The sequence below is a fragment of the Mesorhizobium dulcispinae genome (assembly GCF_033977345.1).
GTDB classification, from domain to species: domain Bacteria; phylum Pseudomonadota; class Alphaproteobacteria; order Rhizobiales; family Rhizobiaceae; genus Mesorhizobium; species Mesorhizobium dulcispinae.
The window spans coordinates 25315-49214 of the sequence record NZ_JAVIIY010000013.1 but is presented as its reverse complement, the minus strand read 5'-3'; the positions used below and the strand labels follow the sequence as shown (position 1 = coordinate 49214).

Here is a 23900-nt window from a genome sequence, read left to right as displayed (position 1 = left end):
ATAATGATGGATCAAACCGAATAATATTCGGTTACTTTGAAGGCTTGGACCTTACAGTTTTTAACTTTCTTTGTCCGCTGCTCGCTTTCGCGTGGCGGGCAACCGCCTCGGATCATCCCCCGGTGAGCCGTCGCCGCGCGGCATTGCCGGAGAAAACCTGTCGAGCGACGAGATGATGCCGCGCAGCACCTTGAGCTCCGGCTCGGTGAAGCTCGCCCGCGTCAGCACGGCGCGCAGATTGTCGACCATCTTCGGCTTCTTCTCTTCCGGGCGGAAATAGCCGCGCGCCTCGAGAGCGCCTTCGAGATAGGTGAACAGGCTGTGCAGTTGTTCCTTGGTCGCCGGAACGAGCTCCGGCCCGGAAAAGTTGGTCGCGGTCTCTTCGGCGAGGCTCGATTTCATCCATTCATAGGACATCAACAGCACCGCCTGCGCGATGTTGAGCGAGGAGAAGCTGGGGTCGACGGGAAAGGTGACGATCTCGTCGGCGAGCCCGACCTCTTCATTGTAGAGGCCGAAACGCTCTCGGCCGAAAAGAATTCCGGTGCGCAGCCCGGCCTCAACAAGGGCCCTGAGCGCCCTGCCCGCTTCCACCGGGCCGCGCACCGGCTTGAAGCCGTCGCGCTCGCGCGCCGTGGTGGCGAAGACGAAGTTGAGATCGGCGACCGCCGAAGCAAGGTCGTCGAACACCCTTGTCGCGTCGATGACATGGTCGGCGCGGCTGGCGGCCGCGCGCGCCTTCTCACTCGGCCAGCCGTCGCGCGGATTGACCAGGCGCAGCTCCGAAAGACCGAAATTCGCCATGGCGCGCGCGACCATGCCGATATTCTCGCCGAGCTGCGGCTCGACGAGGATGATCGCCGGTCCGGCGGTCTTGGCGGGGTCTACTGCGGTTGGCATGGCTCTCCGTACATAGGGTTTGCGGCGTTTCGGCGTCCCCTGCCACATCCGGCCCGGAAAATGAAGCATTCACAAGCGCGGCACCGGTCTGCAGCCGGCTCATCGCGGTTTGCGCGCTCAAAAAGGCTTTGATATACGCTGCCCAACCCCGGCCGAAACCATGCGGGCAAGGCCGTTCAGATCCCCCAGCAACGAGGCATTCTTTCCATGGCGAAGATCAAGGTGGCGAACCCGGTCGTCGAGCTCGACGGCGACGAGATGACCCGCATCATCTGGCAGTTCATCAAGGACAAGCTGATCCACCCCTATCTCGACATCAAGCTGGACTATTTCGACCTCGGCATCGAGAACCGCGACGCCACCAACGACCAGGTGACGATCGACTCGGCCAACGCCATCAAGAAATACGGCGTCGGCGTGAAATGCGCGACGATCACGCCCGACGAGGCCCGCGTCGAGGAATTCAAGCTGAAGAAGATGTGGAAGTCGCCCAACGGCACCATCCGCAACATCCTCGGCGGCACCATTTTCCGCGAGCCGATCATCATGAAGAACGTGCCGCGCCTCGTTCCCGGCTGGACCAAGCCGATCGTCGTCGGCCGTCACGCCTTCGGCGACCAGTACCGCGCCACCGACTTCCGCTATCCCGGCAAGGGCAAGCTGACGATCAAGTTCGTCGGCGAGGACGGCACGGTGATCGAGCATGACGTCTACGACGCGCCGGGCGCCGGTGTCGCGATGGCCATGTACAATCTCGACGAGTCGATCCGCGAGTTTGCCCGCGCCTCGCTGAACTACGGCCTGCTGCGCAACTTCCCGGTCTACCTGTCGACCAAGAACACCATCCTCAAAGCCTATGACGGCCGCTTCAAGGACGTCTTCCAGGAGGTCTACGAGAAGGAATTCGAGGCCGAGTTCAAGGCAAGAAAACTCTGGTACGAACACCGCCTGATCGACGACATGGTGGCCTCCAGCCTGAAATGGTCGGGCGGCTATGTCTGGGCCTGCAAGAACTATGACGGCGACGTGCAGTCGGACACGGTGGCGCAGGGCTTCGGCTCGCTCGGCCTGATGACCTCGGTGCTGATGACGCCGGACGGCAAGACGGTGGAAGCGGAAGCCGCGCACGGCACCGTCACCCGCCACTACCGCCAGCACCAGAAGGGCGAGGAAACCTCGACCAACTCGATCGCTTCGATCTTCGCCTGGACGCGCGGCCTCGCCCACCGCGCCAAGCTCGACGACAATGCCGAGCTGAAGCGCTTCGCCGAGACGCTGGAGAAAGTCTGCATCCAGACCGTCGAGGCCGGCTTCATGACCAAGGACCTGTCGCTGCTGATCGGTCCCGATCAGCCCTGGCTCTCGACCACCGGCTTCCTCGACAAGATCGACGAGAACCTGCAGAAAGCAATGGGGTAAGGAGAGGTGCGAAGTGCCGGCGAAAGGGCTCGCCTTTGCGCCGGCAACAATGCCGACCTTTGTCAGGCCATTTTCAAGGCGCATGGGCTAAGCGACCGGAGGAGCGGCTCCGTCTGGTCCAGCGACGGGCAAGCACCTCCCTACTACCCCAATGCCGCAACTCTGGATGCCGATGCCGTAGCGGCTCAACTTGCCGAAATAGCCAGACTGACATCCGTTCTTGCCACCGATTTTTCGGTCAAGGACGGATTTTGCCGTCTTGATCTCCAACCGCTGGGGTTCAGTCAACTCTTCGAAGCAAGCTGGATCTGGATGAGCCTAAGTCATCCAACGACGACGCCTTCCGGTTGGGAACGTGTCGAGGACGCTGCCATCTTGGAGATGTGGGAACTTGCCTGGGCGGATGGCGCAAGCCCCTCCGGCGGCCGTGTCTTTCCGGCGGCAGTCCTGGCCGACCCCTGCATCGCCGTCCTTGGCAGACGGGCGGCTGACGGCTTCACCGCGGGCTGCATAGCCAATAGATCCGGGCAGGTAATCGGCTTGTCGAACGTTTTTGCCACGAACGGCGAGCCGACGTATCGGGATGCCGCGCGAGCCGCAGCCAACGCTTTTGCCGGAGGTCGCGCGCTTGTCGGGTATGATCGCGACGGCGGGCTGGATGACGCATTGGCCTGCGGCTTTCAGGTTACTGGCCCGCTGCGCGTCTGGATATGGGATCACCGAGGCAAAGGGGAATGATACGTGGCAAAACCTGTTCTCTACGGCGCCGACTACAGTGTCTATGTCCGTATCGCGCGGATGACGCTGGAGGAAAAGGGCGTCGACTACGACCTCGTCCCTGTCGACATCTTCGCGGCCGAAGGCATTCCGGCCTGGTATCTCGAGCACCACCCGTTCGGCCGCATTCCGGCCTTCGAGCATGACGGTTTCCGGCTGTTCGAGACCGGTGCGATCGCACGCTATGTCGACGAGGCCTTCGATGGCCCTGCCCTGCAGCCCGACGACCCACACGGCCGCGCGAGGATGAGCCAGATCACCGGCATGCTCGACGCCTATGGCTATCGCGCCATGGTCTGGGATGTCGCGGTGGAGCGGCTGGAGAAGGCGCCGGCCGACGAGGAGCTGATCGCGAGAGGGATTTCGCAGGCGGAGACGGTGCTGCGGACGCTTGTCTCGTTGAAGACCCCGGGCCCCTGGCTGCTCGGCGACCAGCTGACGCTGGCCGACCTGCACGCCGCACCGATCATCGCCTATTTCGTCAAGGTTGAGGAAGGGCGCGATCTGCTGGCGCGGTTTGCGGATATCCGGGATTGGTATGCTCGCGTGGCGGCACGGCAGAGTTTTGTGCGAACCGAAAAGGTCGCCTAATTCGAGTGAACTCTCTCAGCGTCGGCGCTGCCCCTCATTGCCCTGCCGGGCATTTCTCCCGTAAACGGGGAGAAAGAAGCCAGCCGCGACGCCGGCGCCTTTTCTGCAACGCGGGCGATTGGCGAAAGCTGCGTTGATAGCGCCCTTCTCCCCGTTCAACGGGGAGAAGATGCCGGCAGGCAGATGAGGGGCAGCGCTACCCTCGGACAGTTAGGAACCGGCTTTAAGCTAAGCCGGTCACTTCGGCCATCACGCCGCCTCCAGCGCAGCCCTCACCGCCGCGATCGCGTCGTCGGCCTTGGAGGCGTCGGGGCCGCCGGCTTGCGCCATGTCGGGACGTCCGCCGCCGCCCTGCCCGCCAAGCGCGGCGGAAGCAACACGCACCAGATCGATGGCGCTGAAGCGGCCGGTCAAGTCTTCGGTGACGCCAACCACCACGCTCGCCTTGTTGTCCTCGCCGGCGCCGACAAAGACGACCACGCCGGAGCCCAGCGTCTTCTTGCCGGCATCCGCCAGCGGCTTCAGGTCCTTCGGCGCCACGCCGCTCACCGCCTTGCCGAGGAAGCCGACGCCGGCGACGGTCTCGTTGGTGGGCGGCGCATCGGACACGGCCGTGCCGGCGCCGAGCGCCAGCTTCTTGCGCGCTTCGGCAAGGTCCTTTTCGAGCTTCTTGCGCTCCTCGAGCAGCGTCTCGACGCGCGCCGGAACGTCGGCCGGCGAGATTTTCAAGGTCGCCGCGGCGGCCTTCAGGCGCTTGTCCTGCTCGTCGAGATGCCTGCGCGCCGCCTCGCCGGTCAGCGCCTCGATGCGGCGCACGCCGGCCGCCACCGCGCTGTCCGACAGGATGCGCACAAGGCCGATGTCGCCGGTCGACCTGACATGCGTGCCGCCGCAAAGCTCAACCGAATAGGGACGGTTGGCCTTGGCGCCATGCAGGCCCGTGCCCATCGAAACCACGCGCACCTCGTCGCCGTATTTCTCGCCGAACAGCGCCATAGCCCCCTCGGCAATGGCATCGTCGACCGACATCAGCCGCGTCGTCACCGGGCTGTTCTGCACCACGATCTCGTTCGCCATGCGCTCGACATCCTCAAGCTCGTCCGGCGAGATCGGCTTGTTGTGCGAGATGTCGAAGCGCAGCCGGTCGGGCGCGACCAGCGAGCCCTTCTGCGCGACATGGGTGCCCAGCACCTCGCGCAGCGCCTCGTGGATGAGATGCGTCGCGGAATGGTTGGCGCGCAGCTTCGAGCGGCGGGTATGGTCGACCTTGAGCTCGACGGCGGCGCCGGTCCTGACCGTGCCGCTCGTCACCTTGCCCAAATGCACGAACAGGCCGTCGGCCTTCTTCTGCGTGTCGGAGACCTCGACCGAGAAGCCGTCACCGGAAATGACGCCGGTGTCGCCCATCTGGCCGCCGGACTCGCCATAGAACGGCGTCTGGTTGACGACCACCGCTACCGCGTCGCCCTGGCCGGCGCTGTCGACGGTCTTGCCGTCCTTGACGAGCGCCTGGATCAGGCCTTCCGCCTCTTCCGTCTCGTAGCCGAGGAAATCGGTGGCGCCGTTTTTCTCGCGCACCGGGAACCAGACCGTCTCGGTCGCGGCTTCGCCGGAACCCGCCCAATGCGCGCGCGCCTCCGCTTTCTGCCGCTCCATCGCATTGGTGAAGCCGGCAAGATCGACTGAGATGCTGCGCTGACGCAGCGCATCCTGCGTCAGGTCGAGCGGGAAGCCATAGGTGTCGTAGAGCTTGAAGGCCGTCTCGCCGTCCAGCATGTCGCCGGCGCCGAGCGTCTCGGTCGCGTCCGCGAGCAGCCCGAGCCCGCGCACCAGCGTCTTGCGAAACCTCGTCTCCTCGAGCTTAAGCGTCTCGGTGATCAGCGCTTCGCCGCGCACCAGCTCCGGATAGGCCTGGCCCATCTCGCGCACCAGCGCCGGGACCAGCTGCCACATCAGCGGTTCCTTGGCGCCGAGCAGCTGCGCATGGCGCATGGCGCGACGCATGATACGGCGCAGCACATAGCCGCGGCCTTCGTTGGACGGCAGCACGCCGTCGGCGACCAGGAAGGAGGACGAGCGCAGGTGATCCGCGATGACGCGATAAGATGCGACGTTGTCCTTGCTTGGCCCGTGACCGAGCGCCGACGAGGCCGCATCGATCAGGTGCTTGAACAGGTCAGTCTCGAAGACGCTCTCCGCCCCTTGCAGGATGGACGCCATGCGCTCCAGGCCCATGCCGGTGTCGATCGACGGGCGCGGCAGGTCGATGCGCTCGTCCTTCGTCACCTGCTCATACTGCATGAACACCAGGTTCCAGAATTCGAGGAAGCGGTCGCCGTCCTCTTCCGGGCTGCCGGGCGGGCCGCCCCAGATGTGCTCGCCGCGGTCGATGAAGATTTCCGAGCACGGCCCGCAAGGGCCGGTGTCGCCCATCGCCCAGAAATTGTCCGAGGTCGGGATGCGGATGATGCGATCGTCCGAGAAGCCGGCGATCTTCTTCCAGTAACCGGCCGCCTCGTCATCGGTGTGATAGACGGTGACCAGGAGCTTGTCCTTCGGCAGGCCGAATTCCTTGGTGATCAGGTTCCAGGCAAGCTCGATCGCGCGTTCCTTGAAATAATCGCCGAACGAGAAATTTCCGAGCATCTCGAAGAAGGTCAGATGGCGCGCGGTGTAGCCGACATTGTCGAGGTCGTTGTGCTTGCCGCCGGCGCGCACGCTCTTCTGCGCGGTCGAGGCGCGTGAATAGGGCCGCTTCTCCAGGCCGGTGAAGACGTTCTTGAACTGCACCATGCCGGCGTTGGTGAACATCAGCGTCGGATCGTTGCGCGGCACCAGCGGGCTGGAGGCGACGATCTCGTGACCCTCCTTGCGGAAGTAGTCGAGGAATGTCGACCGGATGTCGTTCACGCCACTCATGGATACTGCCTTTTCGTAGGAACCGCCGGCTGGGCCGGCGGCAAATGGGCTTCGTGTTTCAGAAGATAGATTGGCCTTTTAGCCGTAGCTCTTGACCCTGTCCAGAAACACGGAATTGGACCAATCCGCCGGCTGGGCAGGGCGTATCCTCGTCCCCCAAACGCAAACCGCCGGCACGAGGGCCGGCGGTTCGGACGCAATACTAAAGAACTCTCTACATAAGCATATTCAGATATAACAGGATTATGGCCAAACTCCGGCCGCCACTCACATCGCGCCGGCTTCGTCCCCGAAGCCGTCGTCGCCGCCTTCCGAGCCGCCATTCTCGAGGAATTTTTCCGCGATCAGCCCAGCATTCTGCCTGAGTGCCAGTTCGATCTCGCGCGCCGTATCGGGATTGTCGCGCAGGAACAGCTTGGCGTTCTCGCGGCCCTGGCCGAGACGCTGCGAATTGTAGGAGAACCAGGCGCCCGACTTCTCGACCACGCCGGCCTTGACCCCGAGATCGACGAGCTCGCCGGTCTTCGACACGCCCTCGCCATACATGATGTCGAACTCGACCACCTTGAAGGGCGGGGCCAGCTTGTTCTTCACCACCTTGACGCGGGTCTGGTTGCCGACCACCTCGTCGCGGTCCTTGACCGAGCCGATGCGGCGGATGTCGAGGCGCACCGAGGCGTAGAACTTCAGCGCGTTGCCGCCGGTGGTGGTTTCCGGCGAGCCGAACATGACGCCGATCTTCATACGGATCTGGTTGATGAAGATGACCATGGTGTTGGAGCGCGAGATCGAAGCGGTGAGCTTGCGCAGCGCCTGGCTCATCAGGCGGGCCTGGAGACCCGGCAGCGCGTCACCCATCTCGCCCTCGATTTCGGCGCGCGGCGTAAGCGCCGCCACCGAATCGACCACCAGCACATCGATGGCGCCGGAACGCACCAGCGTGTCGCAGATTTCCAGCGCCTGCTCGCCGGTGTCGGGCTGCGAGATCAGGAGGTTTTCGAGATCGACGCCGAGCTTGCGGGCATAGACCGGATCGAGCGCGTGCTCGGCATCGACGAAGGCGCAGATGCCGCCCTTCTTCTGGGCTTCCGCAACCGTGTGCAGCGCCAGCGTCGTCTTGCCCGAGCTTTCCGGCCCGTAGATTTCGATGATGCGGCCGCGCGGCAGGCCGCCAACGCCGAGCGCGATGTCGAGGCCGAGCGATCCCGTCGGCACGGTTTCGATCTCGACGACCTGCTCGTTCGCGCCGAGCCGCATGATCGAGCCCTTGCCGAAGGCGCGCTCGATTTGCGACAGCGCCGCATCCAGAGCCTTTGATTTGTCCACTGCCTTATCCTCTACAAGCCGCAAAGTATTCTGAGCCATGATACATCACCCCTTGGTCGTCAATGAAGGCCGGACAATCCGCGATCCCTGACATTTTGTACCTTTTTTGTTCTCGCTTGGCAAGAGGCATCAAGCTACTGAAAAACAAACAATATCCGGATTTGTTCTATTTTTGTCCCGTCATGACTGGATTGCATATGCCCTGTTTGGTCCAGTCGGGGCCGATTGCCTGATCGATCCGAATCGCGGCCCCGATTGCGGGGCGATGCGCGGAAACCTAGTGTGCGCACGCGAACAATCAACGAAGGTCCACGCATGCCGACATCCCCAAAAATCCTGGCGCTGGGCGGCGCCCATATCGACAGGCGCGGCCAGGTGTCCGGCACCTATGTGCCCGCAGCGTCCAACCCCGGCATCATGCGCGAGGATGTCGGCGGCGGCGTCTTCAACGCGCTGCGCAGCGTGGTGAAGCGCGGCGTGTCGGCCTCGCTGCTTTCGGTGCGTGGCGGCGACGCCGCGGCCGAGACCGTAGCATCGGCGATCGCCGGCGCCGGCATCGCGGATCTCTCAGTGGTGTTCCTCGATCGCACGACGCCGAGCTACACGGCGCTGATCGACAGCGAGGGCGAGCTGATCGTCGGCTTTGCCGATATGGGCCTCTACGACCTCGCCTTCCCCAAGCAGATCCGCCGCGCCAAGGTGCGCGAGGCGGTCGCCGAGGCCGACGCAATCCTCTGCGACGCGAACCTGCCGACAGCAGCGCTCGAGCGCCTCGTCGCGCAGGCCGGCGACAAGCCGGTCTTCGCCATCGCCATCTCGCCGGCCAAGGTGGTGCGGCTGGCGCCGCTGCTCGGCAACCTCTCGCTGCTGTTCATGAACCACCGCGAGGCGGCGGCGCTCGCCGGCACCGACATGTCCAGTCAGGATCTTGTCAACGCGCTGAGGCGAGCGGGGCTGACCGCCGGCGTGGTCACAGCCGGCAGCGCCCCTGTGCTGGGCTTCGACGGGACCGGCGTCTTCGCCATCGACCCGCCCGCGCCGCGACGGGTCGCCGACGTGACCGGCGCCGGCGATGCCCTGACCGGGGCCACGGTTGCCGCGCTGCTGCGCGGCCTGCCTTTGCGGGCAGCGCTGCGCGAAGGCGTTGCCGCGGCGATACTCGCCATCGAGAGCACGGAGGCTGTGCCGTCCTTCACGGCCGCCGGTTTCGCCCAAGCGCTTGCCCTTGTGCCGGAGGCACGGGAGGTGGCATAGGGCCACCAAACCATCTTGCCGGAGTGTTTTCTCCGGATTGGAGAACAGACATGACTCCCGAAACCGCCCGCCCCTTCATCGACATCCACCCGCCGGTGGCGGAGGCGCTTGCTGCCGGGCGGCCGGTGGTGGCGCTGGAAAGCACCATCATCACCCATGGCATGCCCTACCCCGACAATGGCGCGATGGCGGCCAAGGTCGAGCAGATCATCACTGACGGCGGCGCCGTGCCGGCGACGATCGCCGTGATCGACGGCCGCATCAAGATCGGTCTTTCCGACGGCGAGCGCGAATCGCTTGCCATGACCGGCGACGCCATGAAGCTGTCGCGCGCCGATATCGGCTTTGCGGTCGCTCAGGGGCGCACCGGCGGCACCACGGTTGCGGCGACCATGATCGCAGCCCACATGGCCGGCATAAAGGTCTTCGCCACCGGCGGCATCGGCGGCGTCCACAAGGGCGCGGAAAAGAGCTTTGATATCTCGGCCGACCTCGACGAACTGGCGCGCACGCCGGTCATCGTCGTCTCGGCCGGCGCCAAGGCGATCCTCGACATCGAAAAGACGCTGGAAGTGCTGGAGACGCGCGGTGTCCCGGTCATCGGCTACGCTTGCGAAACCATGCCTGCCTTCTGGTCCAGGCACTCGCCGTTCCGTGCGCCGCTGACGCTGCATGCGCCTCAGGACATCGCGCATTTCTATCACACGCGCCAGGCGCTGGGCCTCGGCGGCGGCATTCTGGTTGCCAATCCGGTGCCGCAGAACGATGAGATCCCGGCCGCCGAGATGGATGGCTACATCCAGGCCGCGCAGAAGGCGGCCGAAGCGCAGAATGTCACCGGCAAGGCGGTGACGCCGTTCCTGCTGTCGAAGATTTTGGAGCTCACCGGCGGCCGCAGCCTCAAGACCAACATCGCGCTGGTCGAGAACAATGCACGGCTGGCGGCGGAGATCGCCAAGGCGCTGTAACAGCTATTCAAACGTCCAGCAGCCCGGCCAATCGCGACAGCCTAGTTCCTTCGCACCCCCCTCTGGCCTGCCGGCCATCTCCCCCCGCAAGGGGGGAGATTGGACGTCGCCGCGGCTTTCGCCAATCGCCAACGGTTGAAGGTGAGAGCCGGCAATTGAGCTGCCGATCTCCCCCCTTGCGGGGGAGATGTCCGGCAGGACAGAGGGGGTGCTGTCCCTCAGCGTTTCCAATAGTCCGACACAAGCCGCGACGCTCGAAAGTTGCCGCGTCACTTCCCAGCCCTTCGCCCCGCCTCGTAAGCCCGCCGCGCCCAGACCGCCATTTCATCGGGATCGTCGAAGGCGCTGTCCGGCACGCTCCAATAGGGCATCGCCACGTCCTTGCCGTGCCGCGAGCCGGTATAGGTCCACTGGCTGCAGCCGGCGGCCTGGAAATCGGGAATCGTCTCCTCGTCCGCCTTCAGCATCAGCTCGCCGCGCACGACCACCGCGACGATGACGCCGTCGCAATAGATGCCCTTGCCGCCGAACATCTTGCGGATGCTGATCGGCCCAAGGCTGTCGAACAGTTCTTCCAGGCGGTCATTGTCCATGCCCAATCATCTCATCCGGCATGGGCCTTGTCATCGCCGCAACCAAAAGCATGCTGACAGGTTGAGACCTGGAAACGGAGTTCCCGCCATGCCTGTCCTGCTCAAAGGCTCCTGCCGCTGCGGCGCCGTGCGCTTCGAGGTGGAAAGCCACACCCCGGTGCCGTTCATGCTCTGTTACTGCTCGATCTGCCGCAAGCAGCAAGGCGGCGGCGGTTTCGCCATCAATCTCGGCGCCGACTACGAGACCATGAACATCAGGGGCAAGCGCGCCCTCGGCGTCTACCGCGCCGAGATCGAGGACGACGAGCACCCACATTGCGAAGTTTCCACTGGCGAGCGCAACTTCTGCAAGAAATGCGGCGCCGCGCTCTGGCTCTACGACCCGACCTGGCCGGACCTCGTCCACCCCTTCGCCTCAGCGATCGACAGCGATCTGCCCAAGCCGCCGGAGAAGGTTCATCTGATGCTGAAATACAAGGCGAACTGGGTCGAGCCGGTGATCGGCAAGAAGGACAAGGTGTTCGACGTCTACCCGGAGGAATCGATTGCCGACTGGCACAAGCGGACAGGGATGTGGGTGGATTAGGATTTCTTCTCCCCGTAAGCGGGGCGAAGGAAGATCAGGCCGAAGCGCGTGCCTCGGCAAGCGCCTTGAGATCGGCCGGCTTCAGCTCGACGGATTCGCCGCAGCCGCAGGCCGAGCTCTGGTTCGGATTTCTGAAGGTGAAGCCGGTGCGCAACGTCGTCTGCTCGAAATCCATCTCGGTGCCGAGCAGGAAAAGAGCCGCCTCCGGCGCGACATAGACATGCGCGCCGTCGCGCTCGACATGGTCGTCCTTGGCGCTCGGCTCGGTCACCAGGTCGATCGTGTATTCCATGCCGGCGCAGCCGCCTTTCCTGATGCCTAGGCGGATGCCATGCGCGTTTTCGCGCGTGGCGACGATCTCGCGCACGCGGTCGGCGGCTTTGTCGGTCATTGTTATGACGGCGAAGCGTCCCATGTCATTCTCCACGTTCACACGGGTTCAAGGCCCGCGGAATGAGTCTGCCCTTAAAATGGTGAACTTTCACCTTTGCTGCAAGTCGGCCAAATCTTTACTGGGTCGCCAGTTAGTACCACCCGACCGCGACCTGCGCCTCTTCCGACATGCGGTCGGGCGTCCACGGCGGGTCGAACACCATGTTGACCTCGACGCCGGAAACGCCCTCGACGGCGCCGACGGCATTCTCGACCCAGCCCGGCATTTCGCCGGCCACAGGACAGCCCGGCGCGGTCAGCGTCATGTCGATCTTGACCGTGCGGTCGTCCTCGATGTCGATCCTGTAGACGAGGCCGAGCTCGTAAATGTCGGCCGGGATTTCCGGATCGTAGACCGTCTTCAGCGCCGACACGATGTCGTCGGTCAGCCGCGACAACTCGTCGGCCGGGATAGCCGAGGCCGAGACGATACCGTTGCCGGCCGTTTCCGGTGCGGTCTCTGCGGTGGTGCTCACATCGTCCATGGTCGTCATCCGAAGAACTTTCGCGCCTTTTCCAGCGCATCGGCCAAAGCGTCGACTTCGGCCCTGGTATTGTACATGCCGAACGATGCCCTGCATGTGGAGGTCACGCCGAAGCGTTTCAACAGCGGCTGGGCGCAATGGGTGCCCGCGCGGACGGCTACGCCCTGCCTGTCGATCACCATTGACACGTCATGGGCATGGATGCCCTGCAATTCGAACGAGATGATGGCGCCCTTGCCCGGCGCATCGCCGAAAATGCGCAGCGAGTTGATCGCCCGCAGCCGCTCATGCGCGTAATTCTTGAGATCCGCCTCGTGCTCGGCGATGCGCTCGCGGCCGACCTTTTCCATGTATTCGAGCGCAGCACCCAGCCCGATCGCCTGCACGATCGGCGGCGTGCCGGCCTCGAAACGGTGCGGCGGCTCATTGTAGGTGACGATGTCCTGCGTCACCTCCTCGATCATCTCGCCGCCGCCCATGAAGGGCCGCATCTCTTCCAGCCTAAGCTTCTTGCCGTAGAGCACGCCGATGCCCGATGGGCCGTAGACCTTGTGGCCGGTGAAGACGAAGAAATCGCAGTCGAGATCCTGCACGTCGATCGGCATATGCACGGCGCTCTGGCTGCCGTCGACGAGCACGGGAATGCCGCGCGAATGCGCGATGCGCACGATCTCCTTGATCGGCGTCACCGTACCCAGCGCGTTGGACATTTGCGTAATGGCAACGAGCTTGGTGCGCGAGGTCAGCCGCTTCTCGAATTCCTCAATGTGGAAGGCGCCGAGGTCGTCGACCGGCACCCAGACGAGCTTGGCGCCCTGCCGCTCGCGGATGAAATGCCAGGGCACGATGTTGGAGTGGTGCTCCATGATCGAGAGCACGATCTCGTCACCCTCGCCGATCCTCGGCATGCCCCAGCCATAGGCAACCGTGTTGATCGCCGACGTCGTGTTGGAGGTGAAGACGATGTTGTCGGTGCTCGGCGCATTCAGGAATCGGCGCACCGTCTCCCGCGCCTTCTCATAGGCATCGGTCGCGGCGTTCGACAAGAAATGCAGGCCGCGATGGACGTTGGCGTATTCCTGGGAATAGGCGTGCTGGATTGTGTCGAGCACCACCTGCGGCTTTTGCGCCGAGGCGCCATTGTCGAGATAGACCAGCGGCTTGCCGTAAACCTGGCGCGACAGGATCGGGAAGTCGCGGCGGATCGCCTCGACGTCGTAGGGGGTGGTTTCGATCTTCTGGTCCATTTCGAAGTCCTTGGCGGCCAAAGCCGCGATCCTTCAACACCCCTCATCCGACCGAGCTTCGCTCGGCCACCTTCTCCCACAAGGGGAGAAGGCAGGGCGCTACCCGTGCGTCAAAAACCAGCCGTCGAGCCGTGCTTCGAGCGCATCGACCAGCGCCTCGTCGTCCAGTTCCTCGATCACTTCGGCCACGAAGGCTTTCACCAGCAGGCCTCGCGCCGTCTTCTCCTCGATGCCGCGCGCCATCAGGTAGAACAGATGGTCGTGGTCGATCTCGGTGACGGTCGCGCCGTGACCGCAGACCACGTCGTCCGCAAAAATCTCCAGCTCCGGCTTGGTCGAGAACTCGCCGTCGTCCGACAGAAGCAGCGTGTTGCAGGCCATCTTGGCATTGGTCTTCTGCGCATATTGATGGACGTTGATGCGGCCCTGGAACACGCCGCGCGCCTTGCCGGTCACCACGTTGCGGACCACTTCGGTCGAGGTCGTGTGGGGCACCGTGTGGTCGAGCACCATGGTGGTGTCGGTATGCGTGTCGCCGGCCAGAAGATTGATGCCGCGCAGCTTGAAATCCGCGCCCTCGCCCGTCGTCCTGACCACCACCTCCTGGCGCACCAGCTTGCCGCCGGCATTCATGACGAACAGCGTCAGCTTCGCATCCTTGCCGATATGCGCCTTGAACTGGGCAAGGTGCGTGGCCGTATCCGGCTGCTCCTGCACGATCAGCCAGGTCACCTCGGCGCCCTCGCCGACCACGAGCTGGCTGACCGAGCTGACGAGCGCCTCGCCGCTTTCGCCTGCCTCGCCCGCCTGGCGCTCGACGATCACCGCCTTGGCGCCAGCGCCGACACGCGTCAGCAGCCGCACATGCGCCTGGCCGCCGGCCTGCAGGTTCTGCAGCTCGATCGGTTTCTCCAGTTGGGTGCCCTCGGCGATATCGACGAAATAGCCGTCGGCGACGAAGGCCGTGTTCAGCGCGCCGATCGCATCGTCGGCGCCATAGCGATCGAGCCCCGGCGCCACGCTGCCGTCGGTGAGCTTCTCCGACAGGCGCTGCGCCGTGACGCCCTCGATCTCGGGCAGCTTGGCGTTCGAGACGCCGTTCAGCACCGGCAGCACGGCGGAACCGTCGAGGACCGGATCGAGCGCCTTTGCAACCGCGTCGGCCTCGAAGACCGGCACCTTCGTCAGCATTCGGCGCAGGTCCGTATAGTGCCAGGATTCGATGCGTCGCGTCGGCAGGCCGTGCTTGATGGCCTCGATCGCGTCGTCGCGCTTGACCATCACCGCGCCGTCGCCGGGCAGCAGCGACAGCCGCTCGCCGAAGGCATCGATCAGCGCCGTCTCGGCCAGTGTCCGCTGGGGCTGTGCGTGCATGTTCATTGCTCTCGCCTCGCTTGGCCCCATCTCACGCGGCTTGCCCGATCACGCCGGCATAGCCGTTGGTTTCGAGATCGAGCGCCAGCGACTTGTCGCCCGACTTGATGACCTGACCCTTGTAGAGCACGTGCACGCTGTCCGGCACGATGTGCTCGAGCAGGCGCTGGTAGTGGGTGATGACGACGATCGCGCGCTCCGGTGAGCGCAGCGCGTTGACGCCTTCGGCGACGATCTTGAGTGCGTCGATGTCGAGCCCGGAATCGGTTTCGTCGAGCACGCAGAGCTTCGGCTCGAGCAGCTTCATCTGCAGGATCTCGGCGCGCTTCTTCTCGCCGCCGGAGAAGCCGACATTGAGCGGTCGCTTCAGCATGTTCATGTCCATGTTGAGCGAGGCGGCGGCTTCCTTCACGCGCTTCAGGAATTCCGGAACCTTCAGCGGCTCCTCGCCGCGCGCCTTGCGCTGCTCGTTCATCGCCACTTTCAGGAATTCCATGGTCGCCACGCCCGGTATCTCCATCGGATACTGGAAGGCGAGGAAGATGCCGGCACTTGCGCGCTCGGCCGGATCCATTTCCAGGATCGACTGGCCGTTATAGAGAATGTCGCCTTCTGTAACCTCATAGTCCTCGCGGCCGGCAAGGATATAGGACAGCGTCGACTTGCCCGAGCCGTTCGGGCCCATGATGGCGGCGACCTCGCCGGCTTTGACCGTCAGGTCCAGGCCACGGATGATCTCGGTGCCGTCGTCGACGATGCGGGCATGCAGGTTTCTGATTTCAAGCATTCTTTTCTTTCCTGAATATCTTGTCCGGTCAGCCGACCGAGCCCTCGAGGCTGATGCCGATGAGCTTCTGCGCCTCGACGGCGAACTCCATCGGCAGCTGCTGGATGACGTCCTTGACGAAGCCGTTGACGATCAGCGCGATCGCTTCTTCTTCGGGAATGCCACGCTGCATGACGTAGAACTTCTGGTCCTCGGAGATCTTCGACGTCGTCGCCTCGTGCTCGAACTTCGCCGTCGCGTTCTTGGCTTCCATGTAGGGCACGGTGTGCGCACCGCACTGGTCGCCGATCAGAAGCGAATCGCAGTTGGTGAAGTTGCGGGCGTTGGTCGCCTTGCGGTGCGCCGAGACCTGGCCGCGATAGGTGTTCTGCGAGAAGCCGGCGGCGATGCCCTTGGAAATGATGCGGCTCGACGTGTTCTTGCCGAGATGGATCATCTTGGTGCCGCTATCGACCTGCTGATAGCCGTTCGACACCGCGATCGAATAGAACTCGCCGCTGGCATCGTCGCCGCGCAGGATGCAGCTCGGATATTTCCAGGTGATCGCCGAACCGGTCTCGACCTGCGTCCAGGAGATCTTCGAGCGGTCGCCGCGACAGTCGCCGCGCTTGGTGACGAAATTGTAGACGCCGCCCTTGCCTTCGGCGTCGCCCGGGTACCAGTTCTGCACGGTCGAATATTTGATCTCGGCATCGTCGAGCGCGATCAGTTCGACCACCGCGGCGTGCAGCTGGTTCTCGTCGCGCTGCGGCGCCGTGCAGCCCTCGAGGTAGGAGACGTAGGCTCCTTCCTCGGCGATGATCAGCGTGCGTTCGAACTGGCCGGTGTTCTTCTCATTGATGCGGAAATAGGTCGACAGCTCCATCGGGCAGCGCACGCCCTTCGGCACGAAGACGAAGGAGCCGTCGGTGAACACGGCCGAGTTCAGCGTCGCGTAGAAATTGTCGGTGGTCGGCACGACCGAGCCCAGATATTTCTGCACCAGTTCTGGATGCTCGCGGATGGCTTCGGAGATCGAGCAGAAGATGACTCCGGCCTGAGCCAGCTCCTTCTTGAAGGTGGTGACGACCGAGACGGAATCGAACACCGCGTCGACCGCGACGCGGCCCGACTTGTAGACGTTGTCGTTGGCCTCTTCCAGCTCGGACTCTTCGGTCTTCTGCACGCCCGCGAGGATTTCCTGCTCCTTCAGCGGGATGCCGAGCTTCTCGTAGACCTTGAGCAGCTCAGGATCGACCTCGTCCAGCGACTTCGGGCCGGGCGTGCTCTTCGGCGCCGCGTAATAGTGGATGTCCTGGAAGTTGATCTTCGGATAGTGGACACGCGCCCAGGTCGGCTCTTCCAGCGTCAGCCAACGCCGATAGGCGCCCAGACGCCATTCCAGCATCCAGTCCGGCTCGCCTTTCTTCGCGGAGATCAAGCGAATGATGTCTTCGCTCAGGCCCTTGGGGGCCTTGTCCATCTCGATCTCTGTCTGGAATCCGTATTTATACTGGTCGACGTCGATCTTTCGGACTCGATCGATCGTCTCCTGCACAGCAGGCATAAGCGTTCTCCATCCACGCCGGGGTCAAGGCCCGGCAGTTTTCAAACTATGGCACCGCAGAGGCGCGCCCCAGGAAGGACTCGTTGCGGAGTAAGCTCCATATAGTGCGTTCCGACCGGAAATTCACCCGGCCAAGACGAAACGCACGGCTCTACCAGGCCGGACGGCCTGAATTCGTTTTCGAGCACTGGATTTCGAGGAGCCGCCGCGACCTCTTCTCCGATGCTCTTGCCGCCGTCAGGCGGCCTGTTCCTTTCCAGCCCGACGCGCGGCTATGGCGGCCAGGGCTGCCCGAAACGCCTCGATCTCCCCGGCGCCGGTGGTGTGGCCGGTCGAGACGCGCAAGGCGCCAAGGCTGTCGCCGTAGCCCATCGCCTTCAACACGTGGCTTGGCCCGACTTTTCCCGACGAGCAGGCTGAACCGGCCGACAGCGCAACGCCGGCAAGATCGAAGGCGATCTGCGCCGTCTCGGCCTTGAGGCCTGGAATAGCGAAGAATGTCGTGTTGGCAAGCCTTGGCGCCGCCGCTCCAAAGATTTCCGCGTCCGGCGCGAGTTCCCGCACGATCGCCTCGATCTCGTCGCGGCACTGCGCGACCGCTTCCATTGCATCCAGGCCGGCGAGCGCTGCCCGCGCCGCAGCGCCGAAACCGGCAATGCCGGGAAGGTTCTCGGTGCCGGCGCGATGGCCCTTTTCCTGGCCGCCGCCATTGATCAGCGGCTTCGGCATCATCAGGTCGGCGTGAGCGATGATGGCGCCGACACCCTTCGGACCGCCGATCTTGTGCGAGGAAAGGATCAGATAGTCGGCATAACCCGCTGACATGTCGATCGGAATCCGCCCGGCAGCCTGAACGGCATCGACCACGAGCACACCGCGCGCGGCCTTGACGATCTCGGCGATGCGGCCGATCGGCTGGATCACGCCCGTCTCGTTGTTGGCGGCATGGATCGCCACCAGCGGCAGGCCGTCGGCCCTGTCATGCGCGGCGAGCGCCTTGGTCAGCGCATCAAGATCGGCGATGCCGTTCCGATCGACGCCGATCCGCGTCACCTGCGCGGCCGCAAAGCGCCCGCCGCCGAGCACGCAGGGATGGTCGGCCTCGCAGACATAGAGATGGCTCATGCGGACGTCACCGCGCCCCATCTGCCAGTCTGGCGTCAACAGCGTCGAGGCGGCTTCCGTCGCGCCCGAGGTGAACACGACATGTTCGGGCTTGGCGTTGACCAGCCTTGCCACGTCGCGCCTGGCATCCTCGATCAACCGCCGGGCTGCGCGGCCCTCGCTGTGCACCGACGACGGATTGGCGGCATCGAGCGCGGCGACCATCGCCGACCGCGCCTCTGCAATGAGAGGTGCGCTGGCGTTGTAGTCAAGATAGGCGCGAGTTGCGGCCATTTTCCTTCCGTCGGTCCCGTCAGCAGCCATTCCGCGAGGATAGCGCGTTATTTCCTTGAAATTGCAAGGCAAGCCGTCCTATTTACCCGGCTTGCGGCGCGGGCGGCCGGACCATTGCGTTTTCGGCCACCCAGTTTTGAACAATTCTAAACTAGCTTCTAGGAAGACGCTTGCCCGGCGTCAAGGCCACAGAATGGGCCAAGGAAGAGTCCGGGCCAAGGGAAGTTCTGGGCAAGCGCCTTCGTATGCCACGTGGAGTATTTTATGCCTGAGGTCATTTTCGCCGGTCCGGCTGGTCGCCTGGAGGGACGCTACCAGCCTTCCAAGGAAAAGAGCGCGCCGATCGCCATCGTGTTGCACCCGCACCCGCAGTTCGGCGGGACGATGAACAACAAGATCGTCTACGACCTCTTCTACATGTTCCAGAAGCGCGATTTCACCACGCTTCGCTTCAATTTCCGCGGCATCGGCCGCAGCCAGGGCGAGTTCGACCACGGCACCGGCGAGCTGTCGGACGCGGCCGCCGCACTCGACTGGGTGCAGTCGCTGCATCCGGATTCCAAGAGCTGTTGGGTTGCCGGCTATTCCTTCGGCTCCTGGATCGGCATGCAGCTGCTCATGCGCCGGCCGGAGATCGAGGGTTTCATCTCGGTCGCCCCGCAGCCCAATACCTACGATTTCTCGTTCCTGGCGCCCTGCCCGTCGTCCGGCCTCATCATCCACGGTGACGCCGACAAGGTGGCGCCGCCGAAGGATGTGCAGACGCTGGTCGACAAGCTGCACACGCAAAAGGGCATCACCATCACGCAGAAGACGATCCCCGGCGCGAACCATTTCTTCGCCAACCATGCCGAGCTGCTGATCGACGAGTGCGCCGACTATCTCGACCGGCGGCTGGCGGGCGAACTCGCCGATCCGCGGCCGAAGCGGCTGAGATAGATTTCGGGCGATCCTGAGAGCAAATAGCTCTACGGGCGGTCAGCCGACAAATGCTCGCGGCGCCGCCTTGCCGGCAATGCTTTATCCTTCGACCCGCTGGAAGACAGCAGCCGGAATGTGCGCTTCGGCACCGGTCTGGTCGAGGACGGCCGCCGGAAGATGAAACCGAGTCGCGCGAAAACCATCCCCGAGACGATAGCGAAGGCAAGCCCGAGCCCGAACCCGGCCACCGTGTCGCTCGGATAATGCGCGCCGACAAAGACGCGCGTCGAGGCGATGCAGGCGGTGACCGCCAGCGCGATATACCAGCGCCTGGGGAAGAGCAGCAGTAGTATCCCGAACACCGCCCCCATTGTCGTGGCATGGCCGGACGGAAAGCCGGCGAAGCGCGCATCCATGGCGAAGGGATGCAGCGAGAGAACTCCGAAGCTGTCGAAATAGAGCGGGCGGGCGCGTCCGATGCCGTATTTCAAGAGATTGACCGCCAGGCCGGAAAGGCCGACCGCGCAAAGCACCAGGAAGGCAAAGCACGTCCAGTTGTAGACGATCAGGCGCGTTTGCCGGGAAAGGCGCCGCCAGTCCGTCAGATTGGCTGCGACGAGACAGAGACCTGCCGGGATGAGGTACCAGCCGCCCAGGCCGAAATCCGTGAAGAAATCGGTGAAATGGACGAAACCCGGCGACCACGCTCCGCGCATCCTGCCGGCGGCGCTATCGAGGGTGAGAAATGCGGCCGCGGCGAGCAAGAGCCAGGCGAACACCCAGACAACCCACGCAATCTCGGGATAGCGCGCAGGGCGCACGGCAAAGCGCCGCTTCACGATGCGCATCGTGTCGAGGAAATTGCCGAGCGAGCGGCGATAAAGGGCGACGGCGGACATGACTGCACAAAGCCTATAGGGGCATCCGGGGCCCGACACTATTCCTCACGGGGCCGCCCGATAAAGGCCGAGCGCCAACTTGTCTCCTGACGAATAGTTGAGCCCGTCGATCTCGGTCAGCCGCTTCGCCGACCTGCCCTGCCCCGCAAGCAGTTCGTTGAGCTTCTGCTCTTCCTTGACCGGGGCGAGGCCCAGCGCGCAGGCCGGGTCGGCAAGCAGGTGCTTTGCGACACCGTCGACATCGGTCAGCACCGTATTCGTGCCGACCAGGAAGACGAGGCTCGGCTCATGATAGGGCGACGAGGCTAGCACGGTCGTATCGCAAGGGCGGTCGGCGTCGACCGCGGCCTTGATGGCGGGGCTCAGCCAGATCGGCCTCAACGAGGGCGCAATCACGCCGAACAGCAGGCTGAAGGTGATGCCGGCGCCGATCGCGATCGCCGCGATGCGCCCCAGCGGCACCTGCAATTGGCGCGGGAAAGCCAGATAGCCGGTGACGAGCGCGGCGATCGCCGCCGGGATGCTCCACCAGGAGAAGGCCTTGGCGAAATAGATCGGCGCCCCGATGCACACCGCGGCCAGCCCGATCGACACGACGACGACGCCGAAGGCGGTCGACCACCACAGCCAGCTCTGCCAGCGCTTCAGCGGCGCGTTGGCCTTCTCCGCCGGCAGGGTCAGCAGCCAGCCAATCAGCAGCGCCATGCCGGGATAGGCGGGCATCACATAATGCGGCAGCTTGGTCGGAATCGCCTCGAACACCAGCCAGAACGGGATATACCAGGCAAGGCAGAAGCGCAGACGTGGATCGTCCCAGAAGCGGTTGATTGCCTGCAGGCCGGCGCCGACCGCAATCAGGCCGAAAGGCCACATGAACAGCGAATAGGTGAGCATGTAGAAGCCGGGCGGCAGGCCGTGCGATTCCTCGCCCTGCGCCACCTTGTTCAGCATGTCTTTGCCGACCGCCTCCTGGAAGAAGGCGCCGCCGCTCTTCCAGCTGATGAGGATGAGCCAGGGCAGCACGATGGCGAGCACGATCGCCACGCCGCGCACCAGCTTGAGCTTCAGCAGCCAGCGCCAGTCGCGATCGAAGGCAAACAGCGCGGCGGCCGTCAGCAACGACAGGAGTGGCGCGACAGGACCTTTGATGAGGATGCCGAGCCCCTGCGCGATCCAGAAGATCCAGGGCAGGTGGCCGGCAACCGGCTCCTTGCGCCGCGCGGCGAGATAGACCTGCGCCAGCGCGCCTTGCGCGGCTACGCAGCAGGCAAGCAACATGGCGTCGGTCTTGGCGTCGCGGCCCTCGAAGGCGGTGGCGAAGATCGCCGCCATCATCAGGCCGGCGGCAAGGCCGGCGTCGGCGCCGAAGAGTTTCGTGCCCGTCCAGCCGATGCCGACGACGGCGAGCGCAATACCTAGCATGGAAACAAGGCGATAGACCCAGATCGGTGCTTGCGCCCCCTCGCCGCTCAACGCCACGGCCGCCGACTGCAGCCAGTAGATGCCGATCGGCTTCTTGTAGCGCGTCACATCCTGCAGACGGATGTCGATATAATCGCCGGTCTCGACCATCTGCTTGGTCGACTGGACGAAACGGGATTCGTCGCGGTCGACCGGCGGCAGGCTTGCCAGCCCGCTGACGGTCATAAGGATGCTGAACAGAAAAAGGATAAGATAGTTCCTGTTCATCGCGGGAGCTTGTCCGATCTTCGATTGCGGGATGGCCCCGTCGCGGCGCTTGGGGAGCGCGCTGCCCTTGCGCGGGCGCCTCATTACGCCAGCAAAACGGGCGAAGCAAGGATGCGCGGCATCGCGGGGCGATCGAACGCAAAACCGGAAACCACTTTTGCTGATCGCCGGTTTGCCGATTGAAGCGCGATCGGACGCAAAACCGGAAACCACTTTTGCTGATCGCATGTTTGTCAGTTGAAGCGCGATCTTACGCAAAACCGGAAACCACTTTTGCTGATCGCGCTTGGATGCTAAACGCGCCCCTTCATATCAGGCTCGGCCGGATGCCGGGCGAATTCCGGGAAGAAAAGATGTGCGCCTTCAAATCCGATTTCCTGCGCGTCATGAGCGAGCGCGGCTTCATCCATCAGATTTCGGATGAAACCGGCCTCGACCAGCTTTTCGCCAAGGAAACGGTGAGCGCCTATATCGGCTTCGACGCAACCGCCAAGAGCCTGCATGCGGGATCGCTGATCCAGATCATGATGCTCCACTGGCTGCAGCAGACCGGCCACCGGCCGATCGCGCTGATGGGCGGCGGCACTTCGATGATCGGCGATCCTTCCTTCAAGGACGAGGCGCGCAAGCTGCTGACGCCTGAGGACATCGAGAACAATCTCGTCGGCATCCGCCGCAATTTCGCGCCCTACCTCAAATTCGGCAGCGGTGCCGGCGACGCGGTCATGGTCAACAACGCCGACTGGCTGATGGAGATCAACTACGTCAATTTCCTGCGCGATGTCGGCCGGCATTTCTCCGTCAACCGCATGCTTGCCTTCGATTCCGTGAAGCTCAGGCTCGACCGCGAGCAGTCGCTGTCGTTCCTCGAATTCAACTACATGATCCTGCAGGCCTACGACTTCGTCGAGCTCTACAAGCGCGTCGGCTGCCGGCTGCAGATGGGCGGCTCCGACCAGTGGGGCAACATTGTCAACGGCATCGACCTCGGCCATCGCATGGAAGGCGTGCAGTTGTTTGCGATGACCACCCCGCTGCTCACCACCTCGTCCGGCGCCAAGATGGGCAAGTCCGCCTCGGGCGCAGTCTGGCTCGATGCGGATATGCTGTCGCCTTACGAGTTCTGGCAATACTGGCGCAACACCGAGGACGCCGATGTCGGCCGCTTCCTGAAGCTTTACACGACGCTGCCGCTCACCGAGGTCGCGCGCCTCGAAAAGCTCGGCGGATCGGAGATCAACGAGGCGAAGAAGATCCTCGCCACCGAGATCACCGCCATGCTGCACGGCCGGGAAGCCGCCGAGACGGCGAGCGAAACCGCGCGCAAGACTTTTGAGGAAGGCGCGCTCGCCGACACGCTGCCCAGCGTCGAGGTCGCCAGGGCCGATCTCGAGGCCGGCATCGGCATCCTGTCGCTGTTCGTGAGCGCCGGGCTTGCGGGGTCGAACGGCGAGGCGCGGCGGCACATCCAGGGCGGCGCCGTGCGCCTCAACGACCAGCCGGTCACGGACGACCGGCGGATGGTAACGCGTGAAGACCTGGGCGCTGAGGGCGTCGTGAAACTCTCGCTCGGCAGGAAGAAGCACGTTCTGGTCCGGCCGATCTGACCCATTCGCCTCCACGCATGCCCCCGGCCGCGACTTTGCCGGAGGCGGCAGGCCGGTCAGCTTCGCAGGTATTTGACCAGCGCTGCTATGCCGAGCAAAAGCGTGATAAAGACCAGAACCCAGATGAGCGCCATGCCGCCCATCATCCAAGCCGAACCATCCATCATGGCGATCATCCTCCA

21 protein-coding genes are annotated in these 23900 nt (G+C 64.0%); 8 read left to right on the top strand and 13 right to left on the bottom strand.

Annotated elements, in window-relative coordinates:
• Window positions 1–60: 60 nt before the first annotated feature.
• The gene (locus RFN30_RS24610; protein WP_320264672.1) at window positions 61–900 is read right to left on the bottom strand and encodes an RNA methyltransferase; all 840 of its coding nucleotides are present in this window, start codon (window positions 898–900) and stop codon (window positions 61–63) included.
• Window positions 901–1107: 207 nt separating this feature from the next.
• Between RFN30_RS24610 and RFN30_RS24605 the strand changes: the two genes are divergently transcribed.
• Genes RFN30_RS24605 through RFN30_RS24595 form a run of 3 tightly spaced genes read left to right on the top strand, consistent with a single transcriptional unit; the run spans window position 1108 to window position 3687 of the window.
• On the top strand, window positions 1108–2319 hold the full coding sequence (locus RFN30_RS24605; RefSeq protein ID WP_320264671.1) for an NADP-dependent isocitrate dehydrogenase: 1212 nt from the start codon (window positions 1108–1110) through the stop codon (window positions 2317–2319).
• Window positions 2320–2325: 6 nt separating this feature from the next.
• Window positions 2326–3057: a hypothetical protein gene (locus tag RFN30_RS24600; RefSeq protein WP_320264670.1), complete on the top strand. Its 732-nt coding sequence runs from the start codon at window positions 2326–2328 to the stop codon at window positions 3055–3057.
• A gap of 3 nt (window positions 3058–3060) precedes the next feature.
• Window positions 3061–3687 carry a glutathione S-transferase family protein gene (locus tag RFN30_RS24595; protein ID WP_320264669.1) on the top strand — a complete coding sequence of 209 codons (627 nt, stop codon included), beginning with the start codon at window positions 3061–3063 and terminating at the stop codon, window positions 3685–3687.
• Window positions 3688–3936: 249 nt separating this feature from the next.
• Here the strand turns inward: RFN30_RS24595 and alaS are convergent, their stop codons facing one another.
• Both alaS and recA read right to left on the bottom strand, forming a co-directional pair.
• Window positions 3937–6606, bottom strand: coding sequence for an alanine--tRNA ligase (gene alaS / locus RFN30_RS24590; RefSeq protein WP_320264668.1), 2670 nt, complete (start codon window positions 6604–6606; stop codon window positions 3937–3939).
• 267 nt (window positions 6607–6873) lie between these two features.
• A complete protein-coding gene (recA, locus tag RFN30_RS24585; RefSeq protein ID WP_320264667.1) occupies window positions 6874–7971 on the bottom strand; it encodes a recombinase RecA in 1098 nt (365 codons plus the stop codon).
• Window positions 7972–8247: 276 nt separating this feature from the next.
• Here recA and RFN30_RS24580 point away from each other — a divergent pair, with 276 nt between their 5' ends.
• Window positions 8248–9186: a carbohydrate kinase family protein gene (locus RFN30_RS24580; RefSeq protein WP_320264666.1), complete on the top strand. Its 939-nt coding sequence runs from the start codon at window positions 8248–8250 to the stop codon at window positions 9184–9186.
• A gap of 50 nt (window positions 9187–9236) precedes the next feature.
• Entirely contained in the window at window positions 9237–10154 is a 918-nt protein-coding gene (locus RFN30_RS24575) for a pseudouridine-5'-phosphate glycosidase (RefSeq protein ID WP_320264665.1), read from the top strand.
• Between the two features lie 269 nt (window positions 10155–10423).
• Here RFN30_RS24575 and RFN30_RS24570 read toward each other — a convergent pair whose 3' ends face one another.
• On the bottom strand, window positions 10424–10747 hold the full coding sequence (locus tag RFN30_RS24570) for a TfoX/Sxy family protein (RefSeq protein WP_320264664.1): 324 nt from the start codon (window positions 10745–10747) through the stop codon (window positions 10424–10426).
• Between the two features lie 88 nt (window positions 10748–10835).
• Between RFN30_RS24570 and RFN30_RS24565 the strand changes: the two genes are divergently transcribed.
• Window positions 10836–11333, top strand: coding sequence for a GFA family protein (locus tag RFN30_RS24565; RefSeq protein WP_320264663.1), 498 nt, complete (start codon window positions 10836–10838; stop codon window positions 11331–11333).
• Between the two features lie 34 nt (window positions 11334–11367).
• On the opposite strand, the gene sufA is transcribed toward RFN30_RS24565, so the two are convergent.
• The 7 genes from sufA to RFN30_RS24530 form a co-directional block, all read right to left on the bottom strand.
• Window positions 11368–11748 carry a Fe-S cluster assembly scaffold SufA gene (gene sufA / locus RFN30_RS24560; protein ID WP_320264662.1) on the bottom strand — a complete coding sequence of 127 codons (381 nt, stop codon included), beginning with the start codon at window positions 11746–11748 and terminating at the stop codon, window positions 11368–11370.
• A gap of 109 nt (window positions 11749–11857) precedes the next feature.
• On the bottom strand, window positions 11858–12250 hold the full coding sequence (locus tag RFN30_RS24555) for an SUF system Fe-S cluster assembly protein (RefSeq protein ID WP_320264661.1): 393 nt from the start codon (window positions 12248–12250) through the stop codon (window positions 11858–11860).
• 5 nt (window positions 12251–12255) lie between these two features.
• Window positions 12256–13497 (bottom strand): cysteine desulfurase, encoded by a 1242-nt coding sequence (locus RFN30_RS24550; RefSeq protein ID WP_320264660.1) that lies wholly within the window; start codon window positions 13495–13497, stop codon window positions 12256–12258.
• Window positions 13498–13596: 99 nt separating this feature from the next.
• A complete protein-coding gene (gene sufD / locus RFN30_RS24545) occupies window positions 13597–14877 on the bottom strand; it encodes a Fe-S cluster assembly protein SufD (protein WP_320264659.1) in 1281 nt (426 codons plus the stop codon).
• A gap of 25 nt (window positions 14878–14902) precedes the next feature.
• Complete coding sequence (sufC, locus tag RFN30_RS24540; protein WP_320264658.1) at window positions 14903–15658, bottom strand: Fe-S cluster assembly ATPase SufC; 756 nt, start codon at window positions 15656–15658, stop codon at window positions 14903–14905.
• 28 nt (window positions 15659–15686) lie between these two features.
• Window positions 15687–17204 carry a Fe-S cluster assembly protein SufB gene (gene sufB / locus RFN30_RS24535; RefSeq protein ID WP_320264657.1) on the bottom strand — a complete coding sequence of 506 codons (1518 nt, stop codon included), beginning with the start codon at window positions 17202–17204 and terminating at the stop codon, window positions 15687–15689.
• A 237-nt stretch (window positions 17205–17441) separates the two neighbouring features.
• Window positions 17442–18602, bottom strand: a complete 1161-nt coding sequence (locus tag RFN30_RS24530) for a cysteine desulfurase family protein (protein WP_320264656.1) — start codon at window positions 18600–18602, stop codon at window positions 17442–17444.
• 264 nt (window positions 18603–18866) lie between these two features.
• On the opposite strand from RFN30_RS24530, the gene RFN30_RS24525 reads away from it, so the two are divergent.
• Window positions 18867–19541 carry an alpha/beta hydrolase gene (locus tag RFN30_RS24525; protein WP_192253869.1) on the top strand — a complete coding sequence of 225 codons (675 nt, stop codon included), beginning with the start codon at window positions 18867–18869 and terminating at the stop codon, window positions 19539–19541.
• Between the two features lie 29 nt (window positions 19542–19570).
• Here the strand turns inward: RFN30_RS24525 and RFN30_RS24520 are convergent, their stop codons facing one another.
• Window positions 19571–20422: a phosphatase PAP2 family protein gene (locus RFN30_RS24520; protein WP_320264655.1), complete on the bottom strand. Its 852-nt coding sequence runs from the start codon at window positions 20420–20422 to the stop codon at window positions 19571–19573.
• A gap of 45 nt (window positions 20423–20467) precedes the next feature.
• On the bottom strand, window positions 20468–22111 hold the full coding sequence (locus RFN30_RS24515; protein WP_320264654.1) for an ArnT family glycosyltransferase: 1644 nt from the start codon (window positions 22109–22111) through the stop codon (window positions 20468–20470).
• A gap of 353 nt (window positions 22112–22464) precedes the next feature.
• Here RFN30_RS24515 and tyrS point away from each other — a divergent pair, with 353 nt between their 5' ends.
• A complete protein-coding gene (gene tyrS / locus RFN30_RS24510; RefSeq protein ID WP_320264653.1) occupies window positions 22465–23718 on the top strand; it encodes a tyrosine--tRNA ligase in 1254 nt (417 codons plus the stop codon).
• The last annotated feature ends 182 nt before the right edge of the window (window positions 23719–23900 follow it).